16 protein-coding genes are annotated in these 21,277 nt (G+C 70.9%); 4 read left to right on the top strand and 12 right to left on the bottom strand.

Going from position 1 to position 21,277, the window contains the following annotated elements; translation table 11 throughout:
* Positions 1–21: 21 nt before the first annotated feature.
* From ACZ4Z5_RS18175 to ACZ4Z5_RS18160, 4 genes are all read right to left on the bottom strand, one after another.
* Positions 22–1,116, bottom strand: coding sequence for a PI-PLC domain-containing protein (locus tag ACZ4Z5_RS18175; RefSeq protein ID WP_468263591.1), 1,095 nt, complete (start codon positions 1,114–1,116; stop codon positions 22–24).
* A gap of 140 nt (positions 1,117–1,256) precedes the next feature.
* Positions 1,257–1,877: an L-threonylcarbamoyladenylate synthase gene (locus ACZ4Z5_RS18170; RefSeq protein ID WP_468263589.1), complete on the bottom strand. Its 621-nt coding sequence runs from the start codon at positions 1,875–1,877 to the stop codon at positions 1,257–1,259.
* A 204-nt stretch (positions 1,878–2,081) separates the two neighbouring features.
* Positions 2,082–3,365: an RICIN domain-containing protein gene (locus tag ACZ4Z5_RS18165; RefSeq protein WP_468263586.1), complete on the bottom strand. Its 1,284-nt coding sequence runs from the start codon at positions 3,363–3,365 to the stop codon at positions 2,082–2,084.
* A 451-nt stretch (positions 3,366–3,816) separates the two neighbouring features.
* Positions 3,817–4,446 carry a TetR/AcrR family transcriptional regulator gene (locus ACZ4Z5_RS18160; protein ID WP_468263583.1) on the bottom strand — a complete coding sequence of 210 codons (630 nt, stop codon included), beginning with the start codon at positions 4,444–4,446 and terminating at the stop codon, positions 3,817–3,819.
* 126 nt (positions 4,447–4,572) lie between these two features.
* Between ACZ4Z5_RS18160 and ACZ4Z5_RS18155 the strand changes: the two genes are divergently transcribed.
* The gene (locus ACZ4Z5_RS18155) at positions 4,573–5,481 is read left to right on the top strand and encodes an alpha/beta fold hydrolase (RefSeq protein ID WP_468263580.1); all 909 of its coding nucleotides are present in this window, start codon (positions 4,573–4,575) and stop codon (positions 5,479–5,481) included.
* A 318-nt stretch (positions 5,482–5,799) separates the two neighbouring features.
* Here the strand turns inward: ACZ4Z5_RS18155 and ACZ4Z5_RS18150 are convergent, their stop codons facing one another.
* Positions 5,800–8,493: a WD40 repeat domain-containing protein gene (locus tag ACZ4Z5_RS18150; RefSeq protein ID WP_468263577.1), complete on the bottom strand. Its 2,694-nt coding sequence runs from the start codon at positions 8,491–8,493 to the stop codon at positions 5,800–5,802.
* A 602-nt stretch (positions 8,494–9,095) separates the two neighbouring features.
* Between ACZ4Z5_RS18150 and ACZ4Z5_RS18145 the strand changes: the two genes are divergently transcribed.
* The 3 genes from ACZ4Z5_RS18145 to ACZ4Z5_RS18135 all read left to right on the top strand — a co-directional run bounded on the left by ACZ4Z5_RS18145 (position 9,096) and on the right by ACZ4Z5_RS18135 (position 12,917).
* The gene (locus tag ACZ4Z5_RS18145; protein WP_468263574.1) at positions 9,096–10,820 is read left to right on the top strand and encodes a VanW family protein; all 1,725 of its coding nucleotides are present in this window, start codon (positions 9,096–9,098) and stop codon (positions 10,818–10,820) included.
* Between the two features lie 153 nt (positions 10,821–10,973).
* A complete protein-coding gene (locus ACZ4Z5_RS18140) occupies positions 10,974–12,521 on the top strand; it encodes an alpha/beta hydrolase (RefSeq protein WP_468263572.1) in 1,548 nt (515 codons plus the stop codon).
* A gap of 27 nt (positions 12,522–12,548) precedes the next feature.
* A complete protein-coding gene (locus ACZ4Z5_RS18135; RefSeq protein WP_468263569.1) occupies positions 12,549–12,917 on the top strand; it encodes a hypothetical protein in 369 nt (122 codons plus the stop codon).
* A gap of 134 nt (positions 12,918–13,051) precedes the next feature.
* Here ACZ4Z5_RS18135 and ACZ4Z5_RS18130 read toward each other — a convergent pair whose 3' ends face one another.
* The 7 genes from ACZ4Z5_RS18130 to ACZ4Z5_RS18100 all read right to left on the bottom strand — a co-directional run bounded on the left by ACZ4Z5_RS18130 (position 13,052) and on the right by ACZ4Z5_RS18100 (position 21,258).
* The gene (locus tag ACZ4Z5_RS18130) at positions 13,052–13,651 is read right to left on the bottom strand and encodes a DUF3455 domain-containing protein (protein WP_468263567.1); all 600 of its coding nucleotides are present in this window, start codon (positions 13,649–13,651) and stop codon (positions 13,052–13,054) included.
* Between the two features lie 1,059 nt (positions 13,652–14,710).
* Complete coding sequence (locus ACZ4Z5_RS18125) at positions 14,711–15,571, bottom strand: ABC transporter ATP-binding protein (protein ID WP_468263564.1); 861 nt, start codon at positions 15,569–15,571, stop codon at positions 14,711–14,713.
* Positions 15,568–16,629, bottom strand: a complete 1,062-nt coding sequence (locus tag ACZ4Z5_RS18120) for an ABC transporter ATP-binding protein (protein ID WP_468263561.1) — start codon at positions 16,627–16,629, stop codon at positions 15,568–15,570. Before ACZ4Z5_RS18120 ends, ACZ4Z5_RS18125 begins: the two co-directional genes overlap by 4 nt.
* 7 nt (positions 16,630–16,636) lie before the next feature.
* Entirely contained in the window at positions 16,637–17,488 is an 852-nt protein-coding gene (locus ACZ4Z5_RS18115; RefSeq protein ID WP_468263559.1) for an ABC transporter permease, read from the bottom strand.
* Complete coding sequence (locus ACZ4Z5_RS18110; RefSeq protein WP_468263557.1) at positions 17,485–18,438, bottom strand: ABC transporter permease; 954 nt, start codon at positions 18,436–18,438, stop codon at positions 17,485–17,487. Before ACZ4Z5_RS18110 ends, ACZ4Z5_RS18115 begins: the two co-directional genes overlap by 4 nt.
* A 6-nt stretch (positions 18,439–18,444) precedes the next feature.
* Complete coding sequence (locus tag ACZ4Z5_RS18105; RefSeq protein WP_468263554.1) at positions 18,445–20,079, bottom strand: ABC transporter substrate-binding protein; 1,635 nt, start codon at positions 20,077–20,079, stop codon at positions 18,445–18,447.
* 42 nt (positions 20,080–20,121) lie between these two features.
* The gene (locus ACZ4Z5_RS18100) at positions 20,122–21,258 is read right to left on the bottom strand and encodes a C45 family autoproteolytic acyltransferase/hydolase (RefSeq protein ID WP_468263551.1); all 1,137 of its coding nucleotides are present in this window, start codon (positions 21,256–21,258) and stop codon (positions 20,122–20,124) included.
* Positions 21,259–21,277: the final 19 nt, after the last annotated feature.

Raw genomic sequence — 21,277 nt, 5'->3', positions numbered from 1 at the left:
GGGATGCCGCCGTCCGCGTTGTCAGTTCGCGTTGAGTTCGGCCACGATCGACTGTGGTGTGTGACCGCTGCCGTCGGACCGGCGGTGGAAGTCGACGGACACGTAGTTCGGGTTCCGTCCCCCTGCCGCGGGCCGGCACTGCTGGGCGATGCGGTTGCGCAGTTTCGTGCCGTTGTCCGCCCCGGCCGTGAGGACGGTCGGCACATTGCGGTGGTGGCTCATGGCGAAGAGCCGGCGGAATCCGGGCTCCTGCCGGTCCAGCGGCACATCGGACCACCGGCTCACACACGACAGGTCGTTGCCGAGGTCGCCCAGGCTCCAGTAGTTCATCACGGTCCACGCCTTGTCGTACATCACGCCGAGGTGCTCCCGGTCGGAGCTGCTGGAGAAGATCAGCAGACGCCGGCCGGCCGCGACCATGTCGGCGACCCGGGGCCAGCCGCGCTCCCGCACCTGCCATTCATCGGGCCGGAACACCAGGTCCGGCAGTCCACTGACCTTGCTCATGGACTGCTCGAGCTGAGCGGCGCCGACGTAGTCCTCCAGGAACACCGTCACGATCTCCTGCGGATGGGCGTCGAGGAAGTCCACGACGGTCTGCATGGTTCCGTGGAACGACTGACGCGGCAGGGCGTATGTCGCACCCGCGAACGTCGTGCAGCCGCCGTGGCACAGGTACACGCCGCTGGGGTAGCAGTCGCTGCCGAAACTGATGATGCAGAGCCATGTGCTCCGCTCGTACCAGTGCACGTCCAGGCTGAGCCCGCGCACGCCGCGCTCGAGCTGGCCCCGGACCGATTCGGCCTGGTTGACCGAGGCCCACCGGGCGTCCTCGTAGTTGGTGAACGAGTTGTGCGTGGTCAGCGCACTGATCTCGTCGAGTCGCTTGGCGCCCCATCGTTGGTCCGCCGCGGCTCTGGGGACGGCCGTCCGGGGGACCGTTGCGGGCCCGTCCGTCGCTGCGGCCGTCCCAGGAGACGCGGTCAGCACCAGGCAGAGGAGCACGAGCAGCAGCACGGACTTCCGGCCCGGGGAGGCGGGCCCACCGGCGCGGTGAGCGCGAAGCCGGTCCGAGGCGCGCAAGGCACCCCTTTTGAGAGTGCTCATGACAGTCATGGCTGGCGAGGGTACTGCGGAGGCCCCGCCTCCGCCCTCACCGTGAAGGCATCGTCTGCCGCTCCCCGGGAGCCGTGCCTGTCATGGGCACCACGAACTCGCGCCTCCGGCCGCGTCCGTTCCGTCCCCGTCGGCTCCTCCTACTCGAAGCGCGTCGTGTCACCCGCTCCCCGGCGCACGATCTCCGCCTCGCCGCCCGAGAAGTCGATGACGGTGGTCGGTTCCGTGCCGCAGTCGCCCGAGTCCAGCACGGCGTCGACCACGTGGTCGAGCCTCTCCTTGATCTCCCATCCCTGGGTCAGGGGCTCCGCCTCGTCGGGCAGGAGCAGGGTGGAGGAGAGGAGCGGTTCACCGAGCTCGGCGAGCAGGGCCTGAGTGACGACATGGTCGGGGATCCGCACCCCGACCGTCTTCTTCTTCGGGTGGAGCAACTGGCGCGGCACCTCCCTCGTCGCCGGGAGGACGAAGGTGTAGCTGCCGGGCGTCGCGGCCTTGACCGCCCGGAACACGTCGTTGTCGAGACGCACGAAATGGCCCAGCTGCGCGAAGTTCTGACACACCAGGGTGAAGTGATGACGGTCGTCCAGATTGCGGATGGACCTGATCCGGGCGAGGCCGTCACGGTCGCCCACACGGCACCCCAGGGCAAAGCAGGAGTCCGTCGGGTACGCGATGAGCGCGCCGGAGCGGATCAGGTCCGCCACGTTGCTGATGGTGCGCCGCTGAGGGTTCTCGGGGTGCACGTCGAAGTACTTCGCCATTCGCGGAGCCTATGTGATCCGGCCACCGCCTCCGGCGTCGAGCGCGGCCGTCATCGCCTCCCGGCCGTGGTCCACACGGAGGCCAGCGGTCATCGGGGCCGGTCCGCCTACCCGCACGTCGTCTCCGGAAACCACACGTTGGTGTTCCGCAGCCCAGCCCGTCTTGACGATGCATTGTCACGCTGACGGCGGCGCTTTCGTCCCTTACGCACCCTCGTCCTTGAGGAAGACGAAACTGTCCGAGTTGTAGTAGTTGGGCAGCTGCGCGAGGTGCGAGCCCTGTCCCGGCGGGTTCTCGTCCCACCAGTCCTCCGGTCCCAGAAGGTGCGCGGAGTAGTCGCTCGACGGGACGGGCGGCACGAACTGGAGCCGGAAGGCGGCTGTGCCGTCCTCGGGTCTGATCGTCCACAGCTGCCTGGTGCGCCAAGCGGAAGTCTCGTCATGGCAGTCGTACTGGACGACCCGGACGACGTTGCCGCCATTGCCGGTGCCGTCGAGACACTTGCCCGTCCCCGTGTTGCGGAACTGGTGGGTGCCGCCGCCGGCGTCGACGGTCTCCCATCGCTGCCACGCGGCCGCGGTGCACTTCTCCAGGCGCAGCATCGCCCCGTTGCCTTCGCCTCCGACACCGACGCACAGCCCGGTGCGCCTGTTGACGAGCCTGAATCCCTTCGGGGGCGGAGGCGTGGCATGAACTGCGACGGTGGAGGGCGACGCCGTTCCGGCCGGGCGCGTGGGGCTGCGCGTACCGCGGGGCGACGGCGCGGAGGTCGTGGCGGGCGCGGACGCCGGAGCCGTCGTTGCCGTCGTGGCCGGAAAGGTCGGCCGCAAGGGCACGACAGAGGCACGGGACGGTGCCGTACGGGTGTCCTCGGCCTGGTCGCCCGCGGAGAGGACCAGGGTGGCCGCCGCGAGCGCGGTGACCGCCACTCCCCCCACAGCCGCGGCGCCGACCGGTGAGGCCGCGAGAACCACGCGCAGCGGACGACGCCCACCGGCCGGCCGGGACAACGGGACGCCGGGCGTGATGACGTCCGGCGGAGCCGCGCGGTCATCGGGGCCGCGCTCCGCCCGGGCTCCGGCGTCGGCGGAGAGCCTCAGCAACTCGGCGACGGCTGACGGGGTTCCGCTGTGGACGGTGACGAGTTCCCTGCGCACCGAAGCGCATCTGCGGCACGTGGCGGTGTGGCGGTCCAGATCCTCGGTACGCCGGGAGAGACCGCCCCCTCTGACGGTGTCGTCCAGCACGGCGGTGAGGTGCCGGCAAGCACGCCTGGGGGCTTCGGCGGCATAGGCACGCAGGTAGGCCTCGCACAGGTGCTGACGGGCGAGCTCGGCGGGAGAACCATCCGAGCCGAACGGCGGCCCGGGGACGGGCCCGGTGGCTCCGGGCGCCTCGGCGAGGTCGAGGCACAGGACCGCCTGCCACGACGGATGCAAGGTGCGGTAGGCACGCAGGATCAGCGGGCCGTCGGCGGTCGGGGTCACGGTGCTGCTCCTCGTACACGGGCTCAAGGGGGTTCCCACTTGTGCGGGAGACGACGTCGTCGCCCTTCCCCGCAGGGGCGAGCGCGCCGACGACGCGGTCCTGGTGAGGAGATGACCGGGATGACCTGGACCACGCTGTCCGGAACGCTGACGGTGGTCTCTCCTGAGCCCCGTGGGAAGGGAATAGTGCAGGTGAGAGATATGCGGAGTCAAGTGCTCCAGTGGCTCATGGCAGTTGTGCGGGGCGGCGGTGAAAGCCCTTGCTGTCCGTGCCGGTTCGGCGTCGGCCGTGGTCGGCCGGGCGGTGGCTCATTCGACCCGCCCCCGCGACGGCTGCACTACGGAGGGCTGGTAGCCGAGCGGGCAACCATGACCGGCAGCAGTGCCTCGCACGCCCGTCGACCGTACGGTGCGGGCGGAGCGCCTTCCCTGGGCGGTCTCGCGATCCTCGTCACGCGGGGCCGTCACCCGGGTCGAGCCGGGCGGCCAGCGCCTCGAAGTAGCTGCGGTGCAGGGCGACCAGGTCCACCTGATCCGGGTCGAGCAGCCACAGCAGGTGGGCTCCCTCCAGGAACGCCGTCGTCTCCGCCGCGAGCGTCGCGGGGTCCAGGTCTGCCCGCGCCGAGCCGTCGGCGGCGGCGCGGGTGAACAGAGTGACGAGATGGCCGCGCAGTGCTCGACTGCGGTCGCGGAACCACTCGTGCAGGGCGGAGCCGGACTCCAGGTTCTCGGCGGTGAGCGTGGTGTGCAGGGCGGCGAGATCGCGTTCGGTGGTGGCGGTGTGCACCGCGTCGCGCACGAACCAGTCGAAGGCCTGGCGCAGTGCGGGTTCGGCGTCGGACGTCGCGGACAGCCGCTCCAGGGCGCGCCGGTCCGCTTCTTCGAGGACGGCCCGGACGAGTCCGTCCTTGCTGCCGAAGTGATGGATGAGGGCGGACGGGGTGACGCCGGCGGCCTCGGCGACGGCGGCCACCCCGGTGCCGCGCACCCCGTGCCGGGCGAACAGCCCCAGCGCCGCGCCCACGATGGCGCGGCGGCGTTCCACGCCCCGCCTCTGCACCTGCCCCTTGACTCCCGCCATGCGGATCAGGGTGCCCGGCCCGTGCGCGGTGTTCAAACCGGGTGGCGGAAATGCGATGGCCGAGCCGCCTCCGCTCCATTAACCTGAACAGTCATGCAGGAAAATGATCGGACGATGGAGCACCAGGTGAGCAGGGAACGTACGGCGCGTGCAGGGGACGTCGAGCTGTGGACCGAGGACTTCGGGGACGCGGGAGACCCGGCAGTGCTGCTGGTGATGGGAGCGGGCGCCCAGGGCGTCCAGTGGAACGACGCCTTCGTCGCACATCTCGTCGCCGGCGGCCGTCATGTGGTCCGCTACGACCATCGCGACACCGGCCGTTCCTCCCGGATCGACTTCGCCGCCCACCCCTACACCGTCGCCGACATGGCCTCCGACGCACTCGCGGTCCTGGACGCGTACGGCATCGAACGGGCCCACTTCGTCGGCGCGTCGCTCGGCGGCATCATCAGCCAGCGTCTCGCGGTGACGCACCCGCATCGCGTCCTGACCGTGACGAGCCTCGCCTCCTCCCCGCTGGGCACGGACACGGCGGGCACGGTGCAGCGCGCCATGGCGGGGCTGCCGCCGCTCCCGGACGAACTGCCCCCGCCCACCCCGGAGCTGATGGCGGCACTGGCCGTGTCACTGCCCGCGCCGGACGCGACCTGGGAGGAACGCATGGTCACCCGCCTCCGGTTGTGGCGTGTACTGCACGGGACGGTGCTCCCGTTCGACGAGGACGAGTACCGCGCGATGGAGAAGCGGGTGTGCGAGCGGGCGTCCGATGCCCAGGGCGTCGTCAACCACGCTCTCGCCGGAGGCGCCGGGGAGTACCGCACCGCGGACCTCGCCGCCGTCACGGCGCCCACTCTGGTGCTGCACGGATCGGAGGACCCGATGTTCCCGCCGGCGCATGGTGCGGCGACCGCCGCCGCCATCCCCGGTGCGCGTCTCATCACTCTCGAGGGCATGGGACACACCCTGCCCGCGGCGCTCGACCTGCGGCTGGCGGACGAGATCCTGCAGCACACGGCGGCGGCCCGCCGACGGTGAGTTCCCGCCGACGGCCGTGGCGGGACCGGGCCGGGAGCCGGTTTCGGCGCGGCCGGCCCCGGCGGGCGCCGGGAGGATGGCCGTAATCGCCGACAGCCTTCGTCGCCGAGGCCGATGGCCGGCCCCGGAGCACCGGCCGGGCGAACGCGGTGCCGGGATCGGCCCGGCGCCGCGGGCCCCGATCCCCGGCGCCACTGCTGAGCAGCGCTCGTCCACCTCGGGCCGCGGAACCGCTTGCTTACGCCGGGGCTGATCCGACAGACACCGGCGATCGAGGCCGGCAACCGGGCCGGCCGGGGCCGGACCGAGGGCGAGACCTCACACCGCGTCATTCGGCCGGAGCAGTGCGACCTCCGGCCCGAACGCGACCACGAAGCCCCCGCCGGGCGCGGCGGAGACCGCGTGCACAGGGAGGGGGAGCAGATAGTCGGTCGCCGCCTGGCCGCCGGTGACGGGATCGACGAAGTGCACGGCCCGGTCCAGACCGACGGCGGCGACCACTCGGCCGTCACCCCTCGTGGTGACGCACATGTTCGCACTCGAAGCCGCCCCGGACACCGGGTGGCCGCCGACCTGTTCCATGGCGCGCGGATCCCACACACGGAGCGTCCTGTCACGCGCGCCGGTGACCACGACGGGACCATCGCCGGCCGTCATGGTGAACACGGACGTCACCCAGTCGGTGTGGCCGGTCAGTGGCCCGCCGAGCTGACGGCCGGTCGTGAGGTCCCACAGCCGAACCGTCTTGTCCCAGCTGCCCGTCACGGCAACCGGCCGACCGTCCAGCACCATAGTGGCGACGGCAGTGACGCGACTGGTGTGCCCGGTGAGCCCCAGTATCTGTTCGCCGGTTGTGAGGTCCCAGACCCCGGCGGTGCGGTCACTGCCCGCGGTGAGGGCGACGGGCAGGCCGTCCACCGTCGCACCGGCCATGGCGAGGATCCTGCCCTGATGCGTGGGAACAGGGCTGTGCAGCTCCTGCCCGGTGGACAGGTCGAGCGTCCGCAAAGTGGCGTCGGAGGCGGCGCACACCACGACCGCCCGTCCGTTCACCTCGGTGGTCGTCATGACGGTGGCTTCGGCGTGCAGTGGGTCCGTCGGCTGCTGACCGGTGGCCAGATCCCATGTCCGTACGGTGTGGTCGGCGCCCGCCGTGACGGCCACGGGCCTGCCGTCGAGCAGAGCCGGGGCGAGAGCGACGACGTCCCCGGTGTGTCCGCAGCGATCGCGGCCGGCCGCCCGGGTGCCGCTGAGGTCCCACGTGCGTACGGTGTGGTCGGCGCCCGCGGTGACTGCCACGGGGCATGCGTCCAGCATGGTCGTCGTGACGTCCCACACCTGGCCGGTGTGCCCGGCGAGGGGTTCCCCCTGCTGCTGCCGCGCGGCAACGTCCCATACGCGTACGCTCTGGTCGAGACCGGTCGACACCGCCAGGGGCGCGTGCCCGGCGGAGACAGCGTCGATGGCCCACACGCGATCGGTGTGGCCGGCCAGCGGCCGGCCCAGGGACGATCCATCGACCCCGTCCCGCACCGTGAGCGCGGCGTCCTCGTCGGCGGTGAGACTGACCCGTCGTCCTTCCAGCGCGAACGGCCGGGACGCGACCGGGGTTCCGGCACCCATCGGGTTCAGCGCGGTGAGACCGCCGCTGCTCCGCTCGGAGATCAGATCCCACAAGTGCGTTCGCGCCTCGGTGCCGAAGGACAAGGCCTCCGCCCGCTCCGCCGGGACGATGCTCCGGAGGGCCCGCATACCGCCGACGTGCCGCGGGTCCGCCGTCAGGTCCCAGATGTGCAGCGACTGATCGGCTCCAGCCACCGGCGCGACGCGACGCGTTCCCAGCAGCACGTCCCTCGTCCCCGCCAGGGACCTGACGTTGTAGCAGCTCGTGGCCAAGTCCCCGGTCAGCTCCGGATCGTTCCGGTCGTCGAGCGTCACGGCGACGACTCGCCCGTCGACGACCGTCAGGGCCGACACCCCGGACAGCGGTTCGCTTCGTGCCGCCGACAGGTCTTCGCGGCCGACGTCCACGAGCGGGTGGCCGCTGCCGAGGTCCCACACCTTCGGCGTCTCGCCTTGCCGAACGGTCACCGCAAGCGCGCGCCCGTCTCCGTAGCAGCCTGCGTCCGCGACGTGGAGACATTCGCCGAGAGTGTGGCCGGTGGCGACGTCCCACACCATCGTCCGCTCGTCAGCGGCGGTGACGGCGACAAGGCGTCCGTCGAGCACACCGATGTCCACGATCGAGGGAAACTCGCCGAGCCGCTGCCGGGAATCCAGATCCCACACCTGAAGGGTTCGCGCCGCATCGACGGTGAGAACCGCACGACGCCCGTCGAGGTCCGTGCTCTCCACCATTCCGACGAGCTCGGCTGCCGGGCACCCGGTCTCCAGGTCCCGGACCCGCACTGCCCCGTCCGTATCGATGGTGAAGGCCAGCACGCGTCCGTCCACCACTGCCGTGGCCACGGACAGCACCTCGGCCGTCATGGACGAGATCGGATCGGCAGGGCCGGACACCCACTCGTGCAACTGCTTCCCGGCCGCCAGGTCCCACACCCGGACCGTGGTGTCCCTGCCGGCCGAGACGGCAACCGGCCGTCCGTCGACGACCGCCGTGGCCACCGCCGTCACCGGACCGCTGTGGCCGGTGAACGAATGCAGCAGACGGGGATCGGTGCCGGAGCCGCTGGTCCACTGCACCTCCCATTCCGCACCGGGCCGCCCCGGCACGTCCACCTCGTTGAACGACGCGCCCAGCCGCGGATCACCCATGCGTGCGGCGTCCAGCGCCAGCAACTGCCGCCGCTGCACCGGCGACGCCGTCGGGTGCACGTCTGCCGACGCCCGGTACACCGCCCCCACGAAGCGGGCACGCGGCTCCGACGCGGAACTCGGCAACCCGCCCACCTGCTGTGGATCGCCGTTCACCAGCAGTCCCGGATCCGTCCACCAGGCACCCGCCCCGGACTCGCCCGTGCCCGAAACTCCCTCACGCACATCGTCACTCATGATCGGAACGGTAGACATGCCCTCTGACAGTGGCGGGTGAACCGAATCCGTTCCGCGCCGGGAGGCGGTGTCTCCGTCACGCCGGGCGCGGGAGACATGGTCCGTTTCAGGATCACGAAGCCGGACGGTCACGGACGGTGAACCGGTGGGGAGTCGTGGCACCACGCCGGCCCCGACGGCGGACCGGGCGGCGCCCGATTCCGCCGCCGACGTGCGGTCCGCGGCGGGAAGCGTCGTGGATCTCTCACGTACCCGTCCGCCTCGCAGAGGGACGGCCGGCCGCACAGCGGTCCGGCCCGCAGTGACGTGGCGCGACGGGGCCGCCACGGATCTGCCGGGCTGCAGGGACCGAGCCTGCTCGGCTGGGCGGTGGATGCTTCGTCCGGGGGACGGACACGCGGCCGATCAGTTCTTCGTGTCCGTCCTCGGTCAGGCCGCCCCACACGCCGTACGGCGCCCGCGGGCCACCAGCGCCGCACCGCCGCTCCGGCTCCTTGCGGAGACCACGGTGAGCGGTGTGAGAACCGTTACGTTTTCATCCGATTTAGTCCGTTTTGGTGAATCATGGTGGGCTGAATCCGGCCGACGACTCTGGAAGGCACATGCGACGCACAGCCCGCATAAGGATCACCTGGCGTACAGCTCTCCCCGTGGTGGGCGGGACCGCCCTGCTCGGGCTCGGCGGCCTCTACGCCGCCGGAGCAGCGGCGGGGGAGGTACCCGAGGGCACCCGGGTGCACGGAGTCGACATCGGAGGGATGAGCCGCGCCGAGGCACAGCGCGTGCTGGACCGGAAGCTCGGTGCGACGTTCTCCAAGCCGATCGCGATGAAGATCGGCGATCGCGTCGAGAAGGCGGATCCCGGCACGCTCGGACTGTCCCTCGACACGGCCGCGACCGCTGCCCGCGCCGCCGGCACGGGATCCGGTCCGGTCACCGTGATCGGCAGGCTCTTCGCCGAGGGCAAGGACCTGGAGCCGGTGATACGCGTGGACGAACGCGCGAACCGTGCCGCGATCGACCGCCTCGGCGCCGCTGCCCTGCGCCACGCCCGTGACGGATCCATATCGTTCGACGACGGCAGGGCCAGGACCGTCGCGCCGGTCACCGGCGTCACACTGATCGCGGACCAGGCCCGCAAGGCCGTCCGCGACGCCTACCAGCGCCCGGACGAAGCCGGCCCCGTCGAGATGCCCGTCGCGAAGGCGGAGCCCCGGACGGGTTCCGGTGAGATCGAGCAGGCCATGAAGGGGTTCGCCCGGCCGGCGATGTCCGGTCCCGTCACGCTCACCGTCGCCGGCAAGCGCATCCTGATCACTCCGGACACGCTCGGCAGGCATCTGACGATGCAGTCCGGCCGTCATGGCCGGCTGGTGCCCGCCCTCGACTCCAAGGGCCTGCTCGCCGACCCCGTGGTCGCCCGCCAGGTCGAACTGGCCACCCCCGGCCCCCGGAACGCCGTGCTCGGCCTCGACCGCAACGGCCGGGCGGTGGTGACGAAGGAGAGCCGCACCGGGCACAAGATCACTGAGAAGGCGTTCCGTGACGCCGTCCTGCCGCTGCTCACCCGCTCCGGCGCCGCCCGCACCGGCGAGGTCTCCGCCCAGGCGACCGAGCCGCAGCTCACGAGCGCATCGGCCCGGAAGCTCGGCATCAAGGAGAAGGTCTCCTCCTTCACGGTCAACTTCCCGCCCGCCCCCTATCGCATCACCAACATCGCGCGTGCCGCGCAGCTCATCGACGGCTCGGTGGTGCTGCCCGGCCACGAGTGGAGCTTCAACAAGACGGTCGGAGAGCGCACGAAGGCGAACGGCTTCGTCGACGGCATCATGATCAACGACGGGCAGTACACGAAATCCGCAGGCGGCGGTGTGTCCGCCGTGGCCACGACCATGTTCAACGCCGCGTTCTTCGCCGGCGTCAAGCCCGTGGAGTACGGCGCGCACTCCTTCTACATCGAGCGCTATCCCGAAGGCCGGGAGGCCACGGTCGTCTGGAACAGCCTCGACATGCGCTGGCTCAACGACTCGGACCACGCCCTCTACATCAAGGCCGAATCCACCGACTCCTCGGTGACGATCACCTTCCTCGGTACGAAGAAGTACGACGAGATACGGGCGACCAAGGGACCGCGCACCAACATCGTGGAGCCCGCCGTACGCACCGGCAGTGGCCCCGAGTGCGAGGTCCAGACCCCCCTCGAGGGGTTCGACGTGGCGGTCGGCCGTGTCTTCGTCCAGCAGGGTCACGAGGTCAAGCGGGAGAACTTCAAGACCCACTACACGCCGCGTGACGAGGTCGTCTGCACCCCGCAAGAGGACGCGTAGGCGGTTCCCCTGGTCGGCCGGCCCCTCGCTGAGGGCGGCCGCCCCCGCGGCTGCCGGCGCGGCGCTCCACGGCGCAGTGGGGGTAACCCCCCATGGGGAAACGGTGGTTGACCGGATGGGAGGGAGCCTGGCTGATCCACGAGGCTTCTGTGCATGAAGCAGACCACCAGGAGAAGAACCGCTTGGATTTCCGTCTCGGCAGCCCTCCTTGCTCTCGCCGCCCCGCTGACCACGCCCGCCGCCGCATCGGCGGAGGTTCCCGCCTCGGTGGCCGCGCCCGCCCAGCGCCTGAAGTGGACCAAGTGCCCGGACCGTGAGCTCGATCCACGGCAGGAGTGCGCGTCCGTCGAGGTACCGATGGACTACGCCGACCCCCACGGCGCCGAGATCGTCGTTGCCGTATCCCGCATTCGTGCCGAGAAGCCGGCCGCCCGGCGCGGCGCTCTGCTGCTGATCCCCGGCGGGCCCGGCGGTTCCAGCCTCGCCGCCCCTTCGGGCAAGGGACAGAAGCTTCCGCAGGAGATCCGGGACGCCTACGACCTGATCGGATTCGCGCCGCGCGGGCTGGCCCCGTCCACCGCCGTCGACTGTTCACTCGACCACGGCGACCTCGCCCTCTCGAAGCTGCGGCCCTGGCCGGCTGCGGACGGGAGCATCGCGGAGAACATGACCACGGCCCGCAGGACGGCGGATGCGTGCGCACACCACGGCGGCGAGCTGATACGGCACATCAGCACGGTGAACGAAGCCCGCGACATCGACCGCATCCGTGCCGCACTCGGCGAGGAGCGGCTCTCCGCCTGGGGAGTGTCGTACGGGACCTATGCGGGCGCCGTCTACAGCCGGCTGTTCCCCCACCGCACCGACCGCATCGTGCTGGACAGCAACGACGATCCCGACCCCGTACGGGTCTCGCGTGCGTGGCTCGCCGGTTACGAGACCGGCGTCGAGGACACCTTCCCGGAGTTCGCCGAGTGGGCGTCGGATCCCGGCAACCCGGATCGGCTGGCCGACACAGCGTCCGAGGTGCGGCCGATGTTCCTGCGGCTCGCGGCGCGGCTGGACCGGGAACCGATCCCCTGGCCGGGCGCGAACCCGGAGGAGCTCAACGGCAACGTGCTGCGCCAGACCATGCTGGACAGCTTCTACGAGCCCAGAAGCCGTTTCCCGGTCCTGGCGAAGCTGATGCTGGCCGCGCTGCGCGGCACGGTGCCGCCCGCACCTCCGTCGCCACCGGAAGCAGTGCAGCAGAACGTCACTGCGGTCGCCGCGGCGACCCTCTGCAACGACGTGGCCTGGCCCACCTCCGTCGCCCGCTACCGCAAGGACGTCGCCGAGAGCCGGAGGAAGTACCCGCTGACCGCGGGGATGCCCCGCAACGCGATGGTCTGCGCCGCCTGGCCGTACCCTCCGGCGCACGCTCCGGTACGCATCACCGGCCACGGCCCCTCCAACATCCTGCTCGTGCAGAACGCGCGCGACGTCGCCACCCCGCTGAGCGGCGCCATGAGGCTCCGCGCCGCCCTCGGACGGCGCGCGGTCATGGTGACGGTCGAATCCACCGGCCACGGCGCCTATCTCGCCAACGGGAACACTTGCGGTGACCGCACGGTCTCCCGCTTCCTGGCCGTCGGTGAGCGGCCCGTCCGGGACACCCGCTGCGGCCGGGAACGGTCCGGCCGCTCAGGTGACGACGCATGACCGGCCGACGAGCGTCCGGCCCGTGAGGTGCTGGGAGAGGCCGCCGAGTGGCTGGCCGCTCCGCCGTCGTGGCTGCGCCGCCTCGCGGTCAACTGTCCGGTGCCGGCGCCACCGCCCGGCTGGGAGGTCGTGGACCCCCGCTTCCGGCCGGTGTCCGCGGTGAGCGGCGCGGGCCGACTGCCGATCGTGCTGACCCGAGCAGGGCTGGAGACCCCCCGAACTCTCAGCCACCGCTGCCGTGCAGTCCTCGCCGCCGCCGAGGACTGCACGGCAGCGGTGGAGGTGGTCGACGTCCCGCAGGGCCGCCATGGTTTCGAAACCCCCGACCTCACTGAGGAATCCCGCGACGCCGTCACCTGCGCCCTGCGCTCGGTGCTCACACACCTGCGGACCTGAGGTGAGGCGACGACAGCCCTGAATACAGCGGCCTGGGTGCCCGGCCGGTCGTGCCGGCCGGGCACCCACGCGTCGCGTCGCCCCTCGCCGGCCGGTGGGCCGCAAGGAGCACAGGAGTGCGGGAGGGCTCGGGTTCAGACGCGAGCCCTCGGTGACGGCGCGGGCGTGGTGCGGCACAGGCTGACGAACTCGTAGACGGCCCCGTACGGGACCTCCGCGGTCGGGGTCGCCGCAGGATCGCACGTTCCGGCGGGGGCCACTCCGCCGCTGGTGTTCAGGCGGCGGATCTTCACCACCTCGGCCAGTTTGCCGGTGGACCGGCCCGTCTGGGTGGCCTTCAGTTCCAGCTCGGGGATGTCGCCCGGGCCCTTCGGGGTCTTGCTCGTCACCGTGCCGGTCACGGAGCTTCCGTCGCGGGCGATCCACTGCGGCGGCCCGGAGTTCGGATTGACGAACGAGTGCTTGATGCCGCCCTGCAGGGTGGCACGGACACCACGCTGGGTGAAGGCGAAAGTGCCGTCGGCCTGCTGGGTGCAGGCATAGATCTGCACGCCGGACACCACGGAGGCGCGGAAGGTGCGCTCGACGGTTGCCCTGGGGGCTGCGGCCACTGTCCCGTCCTGAGACGCGAAGCCCGCTCCGGTCGCCGCCGCGAAGGCGCCGGTGACCATGCCGGCGCCGGCAACCAGCCACACGAGCTTCTTCTTCCGCGTTGCGGTTCGTTTTCTGGACATTCTGATCCTTGTCTCGATCGTTCCTGATGAAGGGTGGTGATTTCTGTACCTGAAAGCATGAATGCCATGCATTCCAGGGGGAATTGCGCGCTTTCCGGCCCGCCACCTTCTCCGTGTTCGGCAGTGGATGTCAACATCCTCCGAACCTGCCGCGAGAATCGGAGAACGTCGTTTTTCCCGAAACCCTCGACGCTCGCGAGCCCGGCCCGGAGATGCGTTGGACGACCTGATGTACGCGCCGCCCTCGCCGGGCACTCAACGCCCGGCGGACTTCTTTCGAAACCCCGCAGAAAGAGGCGTCGAATGCGTGGCGGGAACGCGTGGATCCGCGCGATCCGAGATAAGAAACAGCAGGTCAGGGCGTATGCCGATAGACGTTCAAGGTGATCTTCGGGTGCTCCCGAAAGTTTTTCTCAAGCCACCGAGAGGCCGCGAGGGGTGGACCGAAACCTTAGAGACCGCGGCTCCTTCCTCTTGACTGGCCGCGACGGATTCCCTTTTCATGGGATGTGATGGCCATGTATTTTCTGCCATCCGGGGATTGGTGTCCGGGTACGTTGCCCGCAAGGCCGCTGTGGGGGGCCGGAAAATCACGCCGAACCCGCATGCAGTCGCCGCACCTGGTGGTGGCGCGGCGCGGCTCGACCGTTGCGTCGATGCGGTTCCGAGGAGAAGCGGACCGTCGAACCCTTGTATCTCGGACAGTGTGATTGCCTCGGCCTCAGCCAGGCGGCGCCGGAATGCCGCGAAGCCGACGTAGGACCAGGAGATGCCCGGGCTGCTCACGATGCCGTCGTCATGCCGTCGTCTGGACACGGACACAGCCCCACACACGCTCCCTGTCACGGCCGAATGCCCGTGCCGCCCCAACGGGGCGGCACGGGCAACGGAGACGATCCCTGCTCTGGCAGTTGTGTCCGGCCGGACCAGACGACGGGGGAGGAGAGGAGCCCTGGGGAGACGGCGGCCGCTGCCGTACCCGCCCTGTCCCAGGACTCCCCGGAAGCGCGCGTCACCCCGGCCCGCGACGCTCCCGGCCGACGCCTCCCACCCGGCCGTTCACCCCGCGTCCGGTACCGTCCGGGCCCGGGCGCGTACCACCTCGGCCGGGTCCCAGCCCGGGCATGGCACGGACGCCAGCAGCAGCCGGGTGTACGGATCCTGCGGGGAACCCAGCACCTGGGCGGTCGGCCCGTGTTCGACCACCGCACCCCGTCGCATCACCACGGTCTCGTCCGTGATGTGCTGGACGACGGCCAGGTCGTGGCTGACGAAGACCAGCGCGACCGCGATGTCACGGCGGATCTCTTCGAGCAGCTGGAGGATCTGCGCCTGGATCGACACGTCCAGTGCCGCAACCGCCTCGTCCAGCACGAGTATGCGCGGATCGACGGCCAGCGCCCGCGCAATGGCGAGCCGCTGGCGCTGGCCGCCCGACAGCTCGTGCGGCCGGGCGCCGGCCTCGCGGGTGCCGAGCCCGACCTGGTCCAGCAGGGACCGTACACGGTCGTCGACCTGACCGAGCCCGTGCAGACGCAGCGCTGTCGTCAGGCACTGGCGGGCCGTGAGCCGCGGGTCGAGGGACACGTAGGGGTCCTGGAAGACCATCTGGATCTCGCGGGCGGAGGCCAGCCGGGCACGCCGGGACCGCGAGCCCCGCCCCGAGGTCCGGTCCCTGCCGTCCACGATCACCCGCCCGGAGTCCGGCCGGACCAGCCCGGCGAGCATGCGGGCCACTGTGCTCTTGCCCGACCCCGACTCCCCGACGATGCCGACCGAGCCGCCGCGGCGCACCGCGAAGGACACCTGGTCGGCCGCCGTGAGGCTGCCACCGCCGGACAGCCGGTAGGTCTTGCGCAGACGGTCGACCACCAGCAGGGGCGAGGCGTCCCCGGAGGGGACGGGATGGAGGCCGGTCACGGGGTGCTCCTCTGGGTGCGGGCGGCCGGCGGCGCGGGCGAAGGGCCGGACAGGGCGGAACGGCCGGATACGGAACCGTCGGACACCGCACCGACGGGGACGAACGCCGGGTCGTGGAGGCGCAGACAGGCGGCCGTACCTTCACCGGTCAGCTGCCGCGGCTCGGGGTGCCAGGTATCGCAGGCCGGTTCGGCGTGCGGACAACGGGAGGAGAAGGGACACCCGCTGAAGCGGTCCGCCAGGGACGGCGGCCGGCCCGGGATCGGCCTCAGGGCGCGGCTCGTACTGCCGAGCTCGGGTGAACAGTCCAGCAGCCCGCGGGTGTAGGGGTGCCGGGCGTGGCCGAAGAGGCGGTGTGCCTCCTGGTGCTCGACCACGCGGCCCGCGTACATCACGTACACCCGGTCGCAGTAGGCGGCGGCGAGGTGCAGGTCATGGGTGATGACCAGCATGCCGAGCCGGCGTTCCTCGCGCAGGTCGCGCAGCAGGCCGAGGATCTCCGCCTGGGTGGTGACGTCCAGGGCGCTGGTCGCCTCGTCGGCGAGCAGCAGGCGAGGGCGCGCCGCGAGCGCCCCGGCGATGACCACGCGCTGGAGCATCCCGCCCGACATCTCGTGCGGGTACTGCCGGCTACGGCGGCCGGGATCGTGCAGACCGACGGAGTCGAGGAGTCCGACGGCCTTGCGCCACGCGGCGCGCCGGTCCCGCTCGCCGGTTGCGGCGAGTCTCTCGACGAGGAAGTCGCCGACCCGCCGTACGGGGTTCAGTGCGGAGCGCGGGTCCTGGTGGACCATGCCGACCGTGTGGGCGCGATGCCTGCGCAGCCGCGCGCCGCTCATCGGGAGGACGTCGTCACCGTCGACGAGTACCCTCCCTTCGGTCTGCGCACCGTCGGGGAGGATCCTCAGGACCGCCTTGGCGGTGGTCGACTTCCCGGAGCCGGATTCACCGACGAGTCCGACGACCTCGCCGGCCGCGACCTGGAGGGTGACCTCGGCGAGCACGGGCCTGGCCGCCCCCGGTATACGCAGGGTCAGGTTGTCGATGTCGAGCAGCATGGCGGGACTACCTCCTGGCTCCGAGCCGGTCGGCGGCCCGGACACCGATGACGTTGAACGCGACCACCACGGCGGCTATGGCGGTGCCGGGCACGAGCGCGGGGAGCAGCGCACCCTGGACGAGGGCCGCTTGGCCCTCCTGCACCATCAGCCCCCAGTCGGAGCTGGGCGGCTGCGCCCCGAAGCCGAGATAGCTGAGAGTCGCCAGGCTCATCAGAGCCTCGCCGAACAGGACCACGAGGTAGCCGGCGATGGAGCGCGCGAGGTTGGGGACGAGGTGCCTCACGCAGATACGGGCGCCTCCCATGCCCTGGACCCGGTAGGCGTCGATGTAGGGCTTGGCCCGTTCGGACAGGGCGATGCTGCGGGTGTACTTGGCGATCGTCGGCGCGAAGGCCATTCCCAGGGCGATCACGGATGTGGTCATCCCGGCGCCGAACACCGCGATGATCAGGACGACGAAGAGCAGTCCGGGGAAGGCGTACATCACATCGGTGGCCCGGGACACCAGGGTGTCGGTCCAGCCGCCGCACCAGGCGGCGAGCGTGCCCAGGGTGACTCCGATGACGGCTGCCAGGGCCAGCAGCAGGATCGGTGCGACCAGGCTGGTCCGCGCCCCGTGCACCACCCGCGACAGCAGGTCCTGTCCGGAGGCGTCGGTTCCGAGCGGATGGTCGCCGCTGGTGCCGGCGAGCGAGTTCGACAGGTCGATGGCGTCCGGGGCGTACGGGGCGACGAGCGGGGCGAACAGGGCCGCGAGCAGCACCAGTACGAGGAATCCCGCAGCTGGCACGACGGCGACGGGGCGCCCGCTGCGCCTCTTCGCCGGAAGCAGGGTGCCGGCTGGTACGGCGGTCATACGGGGCTCCTGACGGTCTGCAGGCGGGGGTCGAGCAGGGGGTGCACCAGGTCCACGACGGTGGTGACCACGACGTATCCGGTGACCATCAGCAGCAGGACGGCCTGGGCCACCGGAAAGTCGTGGCTGTTGATCGCGCCGACGAGCAGGGACCCGATGCCGCTCAGCCCGAACACCGTCTCGACGGCGACGGTGCCGGCGAGCATGCCCGCCATGACCAGGCCGCACATGGTGATGATCGGGCCGAGGGCATTGCGCAGGACGTGCCGGCGGACGATCTCCCGCTCGGACAGGCCGGACGCCCGTGCCACCGCCACGTGGTCCGAGGCACCGGCGTCGAGCATGGCCTGGCGGGTGACCCGGCTGATGACGGCGAGGGCGCCGAGTGCCATGGCGACCGCGGGCAGTGTGAGGTGGTGCAGTGTTCCGGCGAGTCCCTCGCCGCTGCCGGAGACGGGGAACCAGCCGAGCTGGACGCCGAAGACCGCGACGAGGGCGATTCCTCCGACGAAGGACGGGACGGACGCGGCCAGGGTGGTTCCGCCGACGACGGCGGAGTCGGCCCAGGTACCGCGGCGGACCGCGGCGGCCACACCGGCACCCACGCCCAGCACCACGAACAGTGCCGTGGCGTAGGCGACGAGGGCGACGGTGGTGGGGAACCGCGCGGCCAGCAGGTCGGAGACCTGGTCGTTGTACTGGAAGGAGCGGCCGAGGTCGAGGCGGAGACAGTCCCAGAGCCAGCGGCCGTACTGGAGGACCAGGGGCTCGTCGAGGTGGTACTGCTCCCGTACGCTTGCCAGCCGCTCAGGGGTGAGCTTGTCACGGCCCCCCGCCAGGAACACGGCGGGGTCACCGGGAGCTGCGTACACGGCGGCGAAGATCACGAAGGATGCGGCCAGCAGTGTGGCCAGCAGTCCTCCGACTCTTCGGCCGATGGCGCCGATCATTCCTGCTCAACCCTTCTTGGCGCCGAGGTCCGCGGCCCAGGGGTAGTAGAGGTACGACATCGAGGCGGGCGGGCCGGTCAGCTTGTCGTTCAGCACCAGCGCGGTGGGCATCTGGGCGATGGGGATCCACACGGCCGCGTCGGTGAACTGCCGCTGGATGTCGATCGCGAGGCCGGCTCGCTTCTTGTCGTCGAGCGTGCCCAGCGCCTCCTTGACCTTGGCGTCGTAGTCCTTGCTGCGGAACCCGACCCAGTTGTTGGAACTGGTGGACAGGGCGTTGTCGTAGAAGCCGATCGGATCGCTCTTGGAGATGTACCAGTCGGCGACCAGGACGTCGATGCCGGCGCGTGCCCCCTTGTCGCCGTAGAACTCGCCGTACTCGGCGGACGGGACCGTCTTGATCTGGCCGGTGAGCCCGATCTGCCGGAGGGCGGAGCGGACGGCGTTGGCGATCACCGTGCGGCCGGGATTGTTGTCCGTACCGATCACGATGGGTCCGGTCGGCGCCTTCTTCGCCGTCTTGACCAGGTCCTTCGCCTTGGCGATGTCGGCCGCCGCCGGTGAGGCCGGGGCATTGGTGATCTTCTTCTGGGCGTCGGCGAAGGCGTCCTGCTCATAGCCCCAGGCGCCGGAGCCGACGGGAGTGGCCCAGGGTTCCACGAGACCGCCGTATCCGGACTTGGCGATGCCCGCGCGGTCCAGCGCGAGGGAGAGCGCCCGGCGGACCTCGGGGTCGGCGAGACCACCTCGCTCCGTGGGTATCAGGGAGAGGGCGGCACTGCTGGGGCCGTAGTGCTGGTCGAGTCCGGTGGCACCGCGCAGGGCGGCCGCCGTTCCGAGGGAGTCCGCGTAGGTGCCGTCCGCGGCAGCGGTCTTCAGCGAGTTGACCATGGCGCTGGCGTCCGCCCATTGGAAGACGACGTTCTTGGTGAGCGGCTTGCGTCCCCAGTAGGAGTCGTGGCGGGTGATGGTGATCGAGTCGCCGGACCTCCACTGCGCGAGCTCGTACGGGCCGGAGCAGGCGTCCCCCTGTCCGGGAGTGCCGAAGTCCTTCCCCGCCTTCTCGACCAGCTTGCGGTTGTAGACGAGCCCCGCGTCGCCGGCGAGCGCCTTGATGAACAGCGCGTCGGGCTGCTTGAACGTGATCGTGACCTCGCGGTCGCCGGTCTTCGTCATCCGGTCGACGTTCTCGAACTCGTCGGACTGCTCCATCTCCGGCTTGGCGTGCCGTTGCAGGCTGAAGAGGACGTCGTCGGCGGTCATCGCGGAGCCGTCGTGGAACCTGACGTCGTCGCGGAGGGTCAGCACGAGCGTCTTGGGGTCGGGTGTGGCGTCGTCGCGGACGAGGTGGGGGCGCACCGTCATGTCGGGCTGGAGCTGGTACAGGCGCTCGCACACGTTGGTGAGGACGGTCCGGCCCGCGGTGCTGCCCTGGGTGTCCAGGTCGAGGGAGTCCGGTTCGCCCTCCAGCATCCACTTCACGCCGTCGACGCGTCCGGTGGCCATGGGGGTGGTGGGTCTGAGGGTGAGGCTCGCGGTGTTGGCGATGGTGCCTTCGCCCGTGCCGGCGCCGCTGCAGCCGGCGGTGAGGGCCATCGTTCCGGCGAGCGAAGCGGCCGCGACGGAGGTCTTGAGCTTCATGGCAATGCTCCTGAGCGGTGGGGAAGAGGCCGGGAGGGGGTGTCAGTTCGGTGCGTGAGGGCCGTCGTAGAGGTTCCAGGGGAGGTGCTGGTACTCGTGGTCGCACGGGGTGCCGGCCGTGACGTGGTAGTCGCCGGCCGTGAGGTCCACACAGGAGGACACGAGGGTCTGCCATTGCTTGACCAGCGGTTTGCGCCGGTCGACGTGGGTGCACAAGGACTCGGGGTGGCCGAGGTGGTCCGACATGGCCTGCCTGATGAGCTTGCGGGACTCGTCGGGGCCGGTTGACCTGCTGAGCAGGCGCAGGCCCTCCTCTGCGCGGGGTACTCGCACGAGGGAGTCGAAGGCCAGTGGGCGGTAGCCTACGGCCAGGGCCGCGGGGACACCTGCCTGATAGTGGTTGCCGTGAACCAGCAGGCCGTCCGTTGGGTACAGCCAGCCGTGGTCGGAGGGTGTGGTCTCCAGGTCGATACTGAAGCCCTCGCGGCAGGTCAGCAGGGCATTGCTGGCGATATGTGCACGAGTGCGGCTCAGTTCGCCCAGGGCGTCGGTGATCGAGCTCTGGTCGAGGACACACCGGCGGACGACGGTCTGCGGCAGGCCGACGGTGTCGTCGAAGCGTCCGCCGAGGCCGTTGGCGTTGAGGGCGATGCCCGCCGAGTTCGCTCCCTGGCGCCCGATCTGGCCCGCCTCGACCTGCATGATCAGGGTGGGCCTGGGCGGCTGGACGATGCGCAGCATGACGACGGTGTCGGCGACTCCCGCCCTCCAGTCCCAGTTCTGCCCGGCGTATACATGGCCGTCGCCGCTGGCGGGGCCATACGCCGAGAAGGATGTGCAGCCCTCCGCCGGCTCCTCCGTCCGCATCTGTGCGAAGGAGTCGTCGTAGATGACCTCACCGCGGGCATTGAGGGCCAGGATGTCGAGGAGTTCGACCCCGGCACCGTCGGCGATGCCCTGCATCTCGTCCAGCAGGTGCGGGGAGTGATCGCGAACGGGTTCCAGCCAGCGGGCGGCCCTCGCGGTGACCTGGGTCCAGGTGAGTCCGGACGAGTCGCCGAAGGCCTCCGCGTAGTAGGCAAGGCCCGCCCCGATCTGCTCGCTTACGGCTTCTCCGTACTGTCGGCCCCGCTCGACCGGGGTCCCCGCGATTTCGACGACCGGAAGGCTGTGTTTCATCGCTGGTCTCCTCGGGGGC

This window comes from Streptomyces sp. NPDC030222 (genome assembly GCF_055573115.1).
The sequence above is the reverse complement of the archived record's forward strand: the minus strand, read 5'-3'. Positions and strand labels throughout refer to the sequence as shown.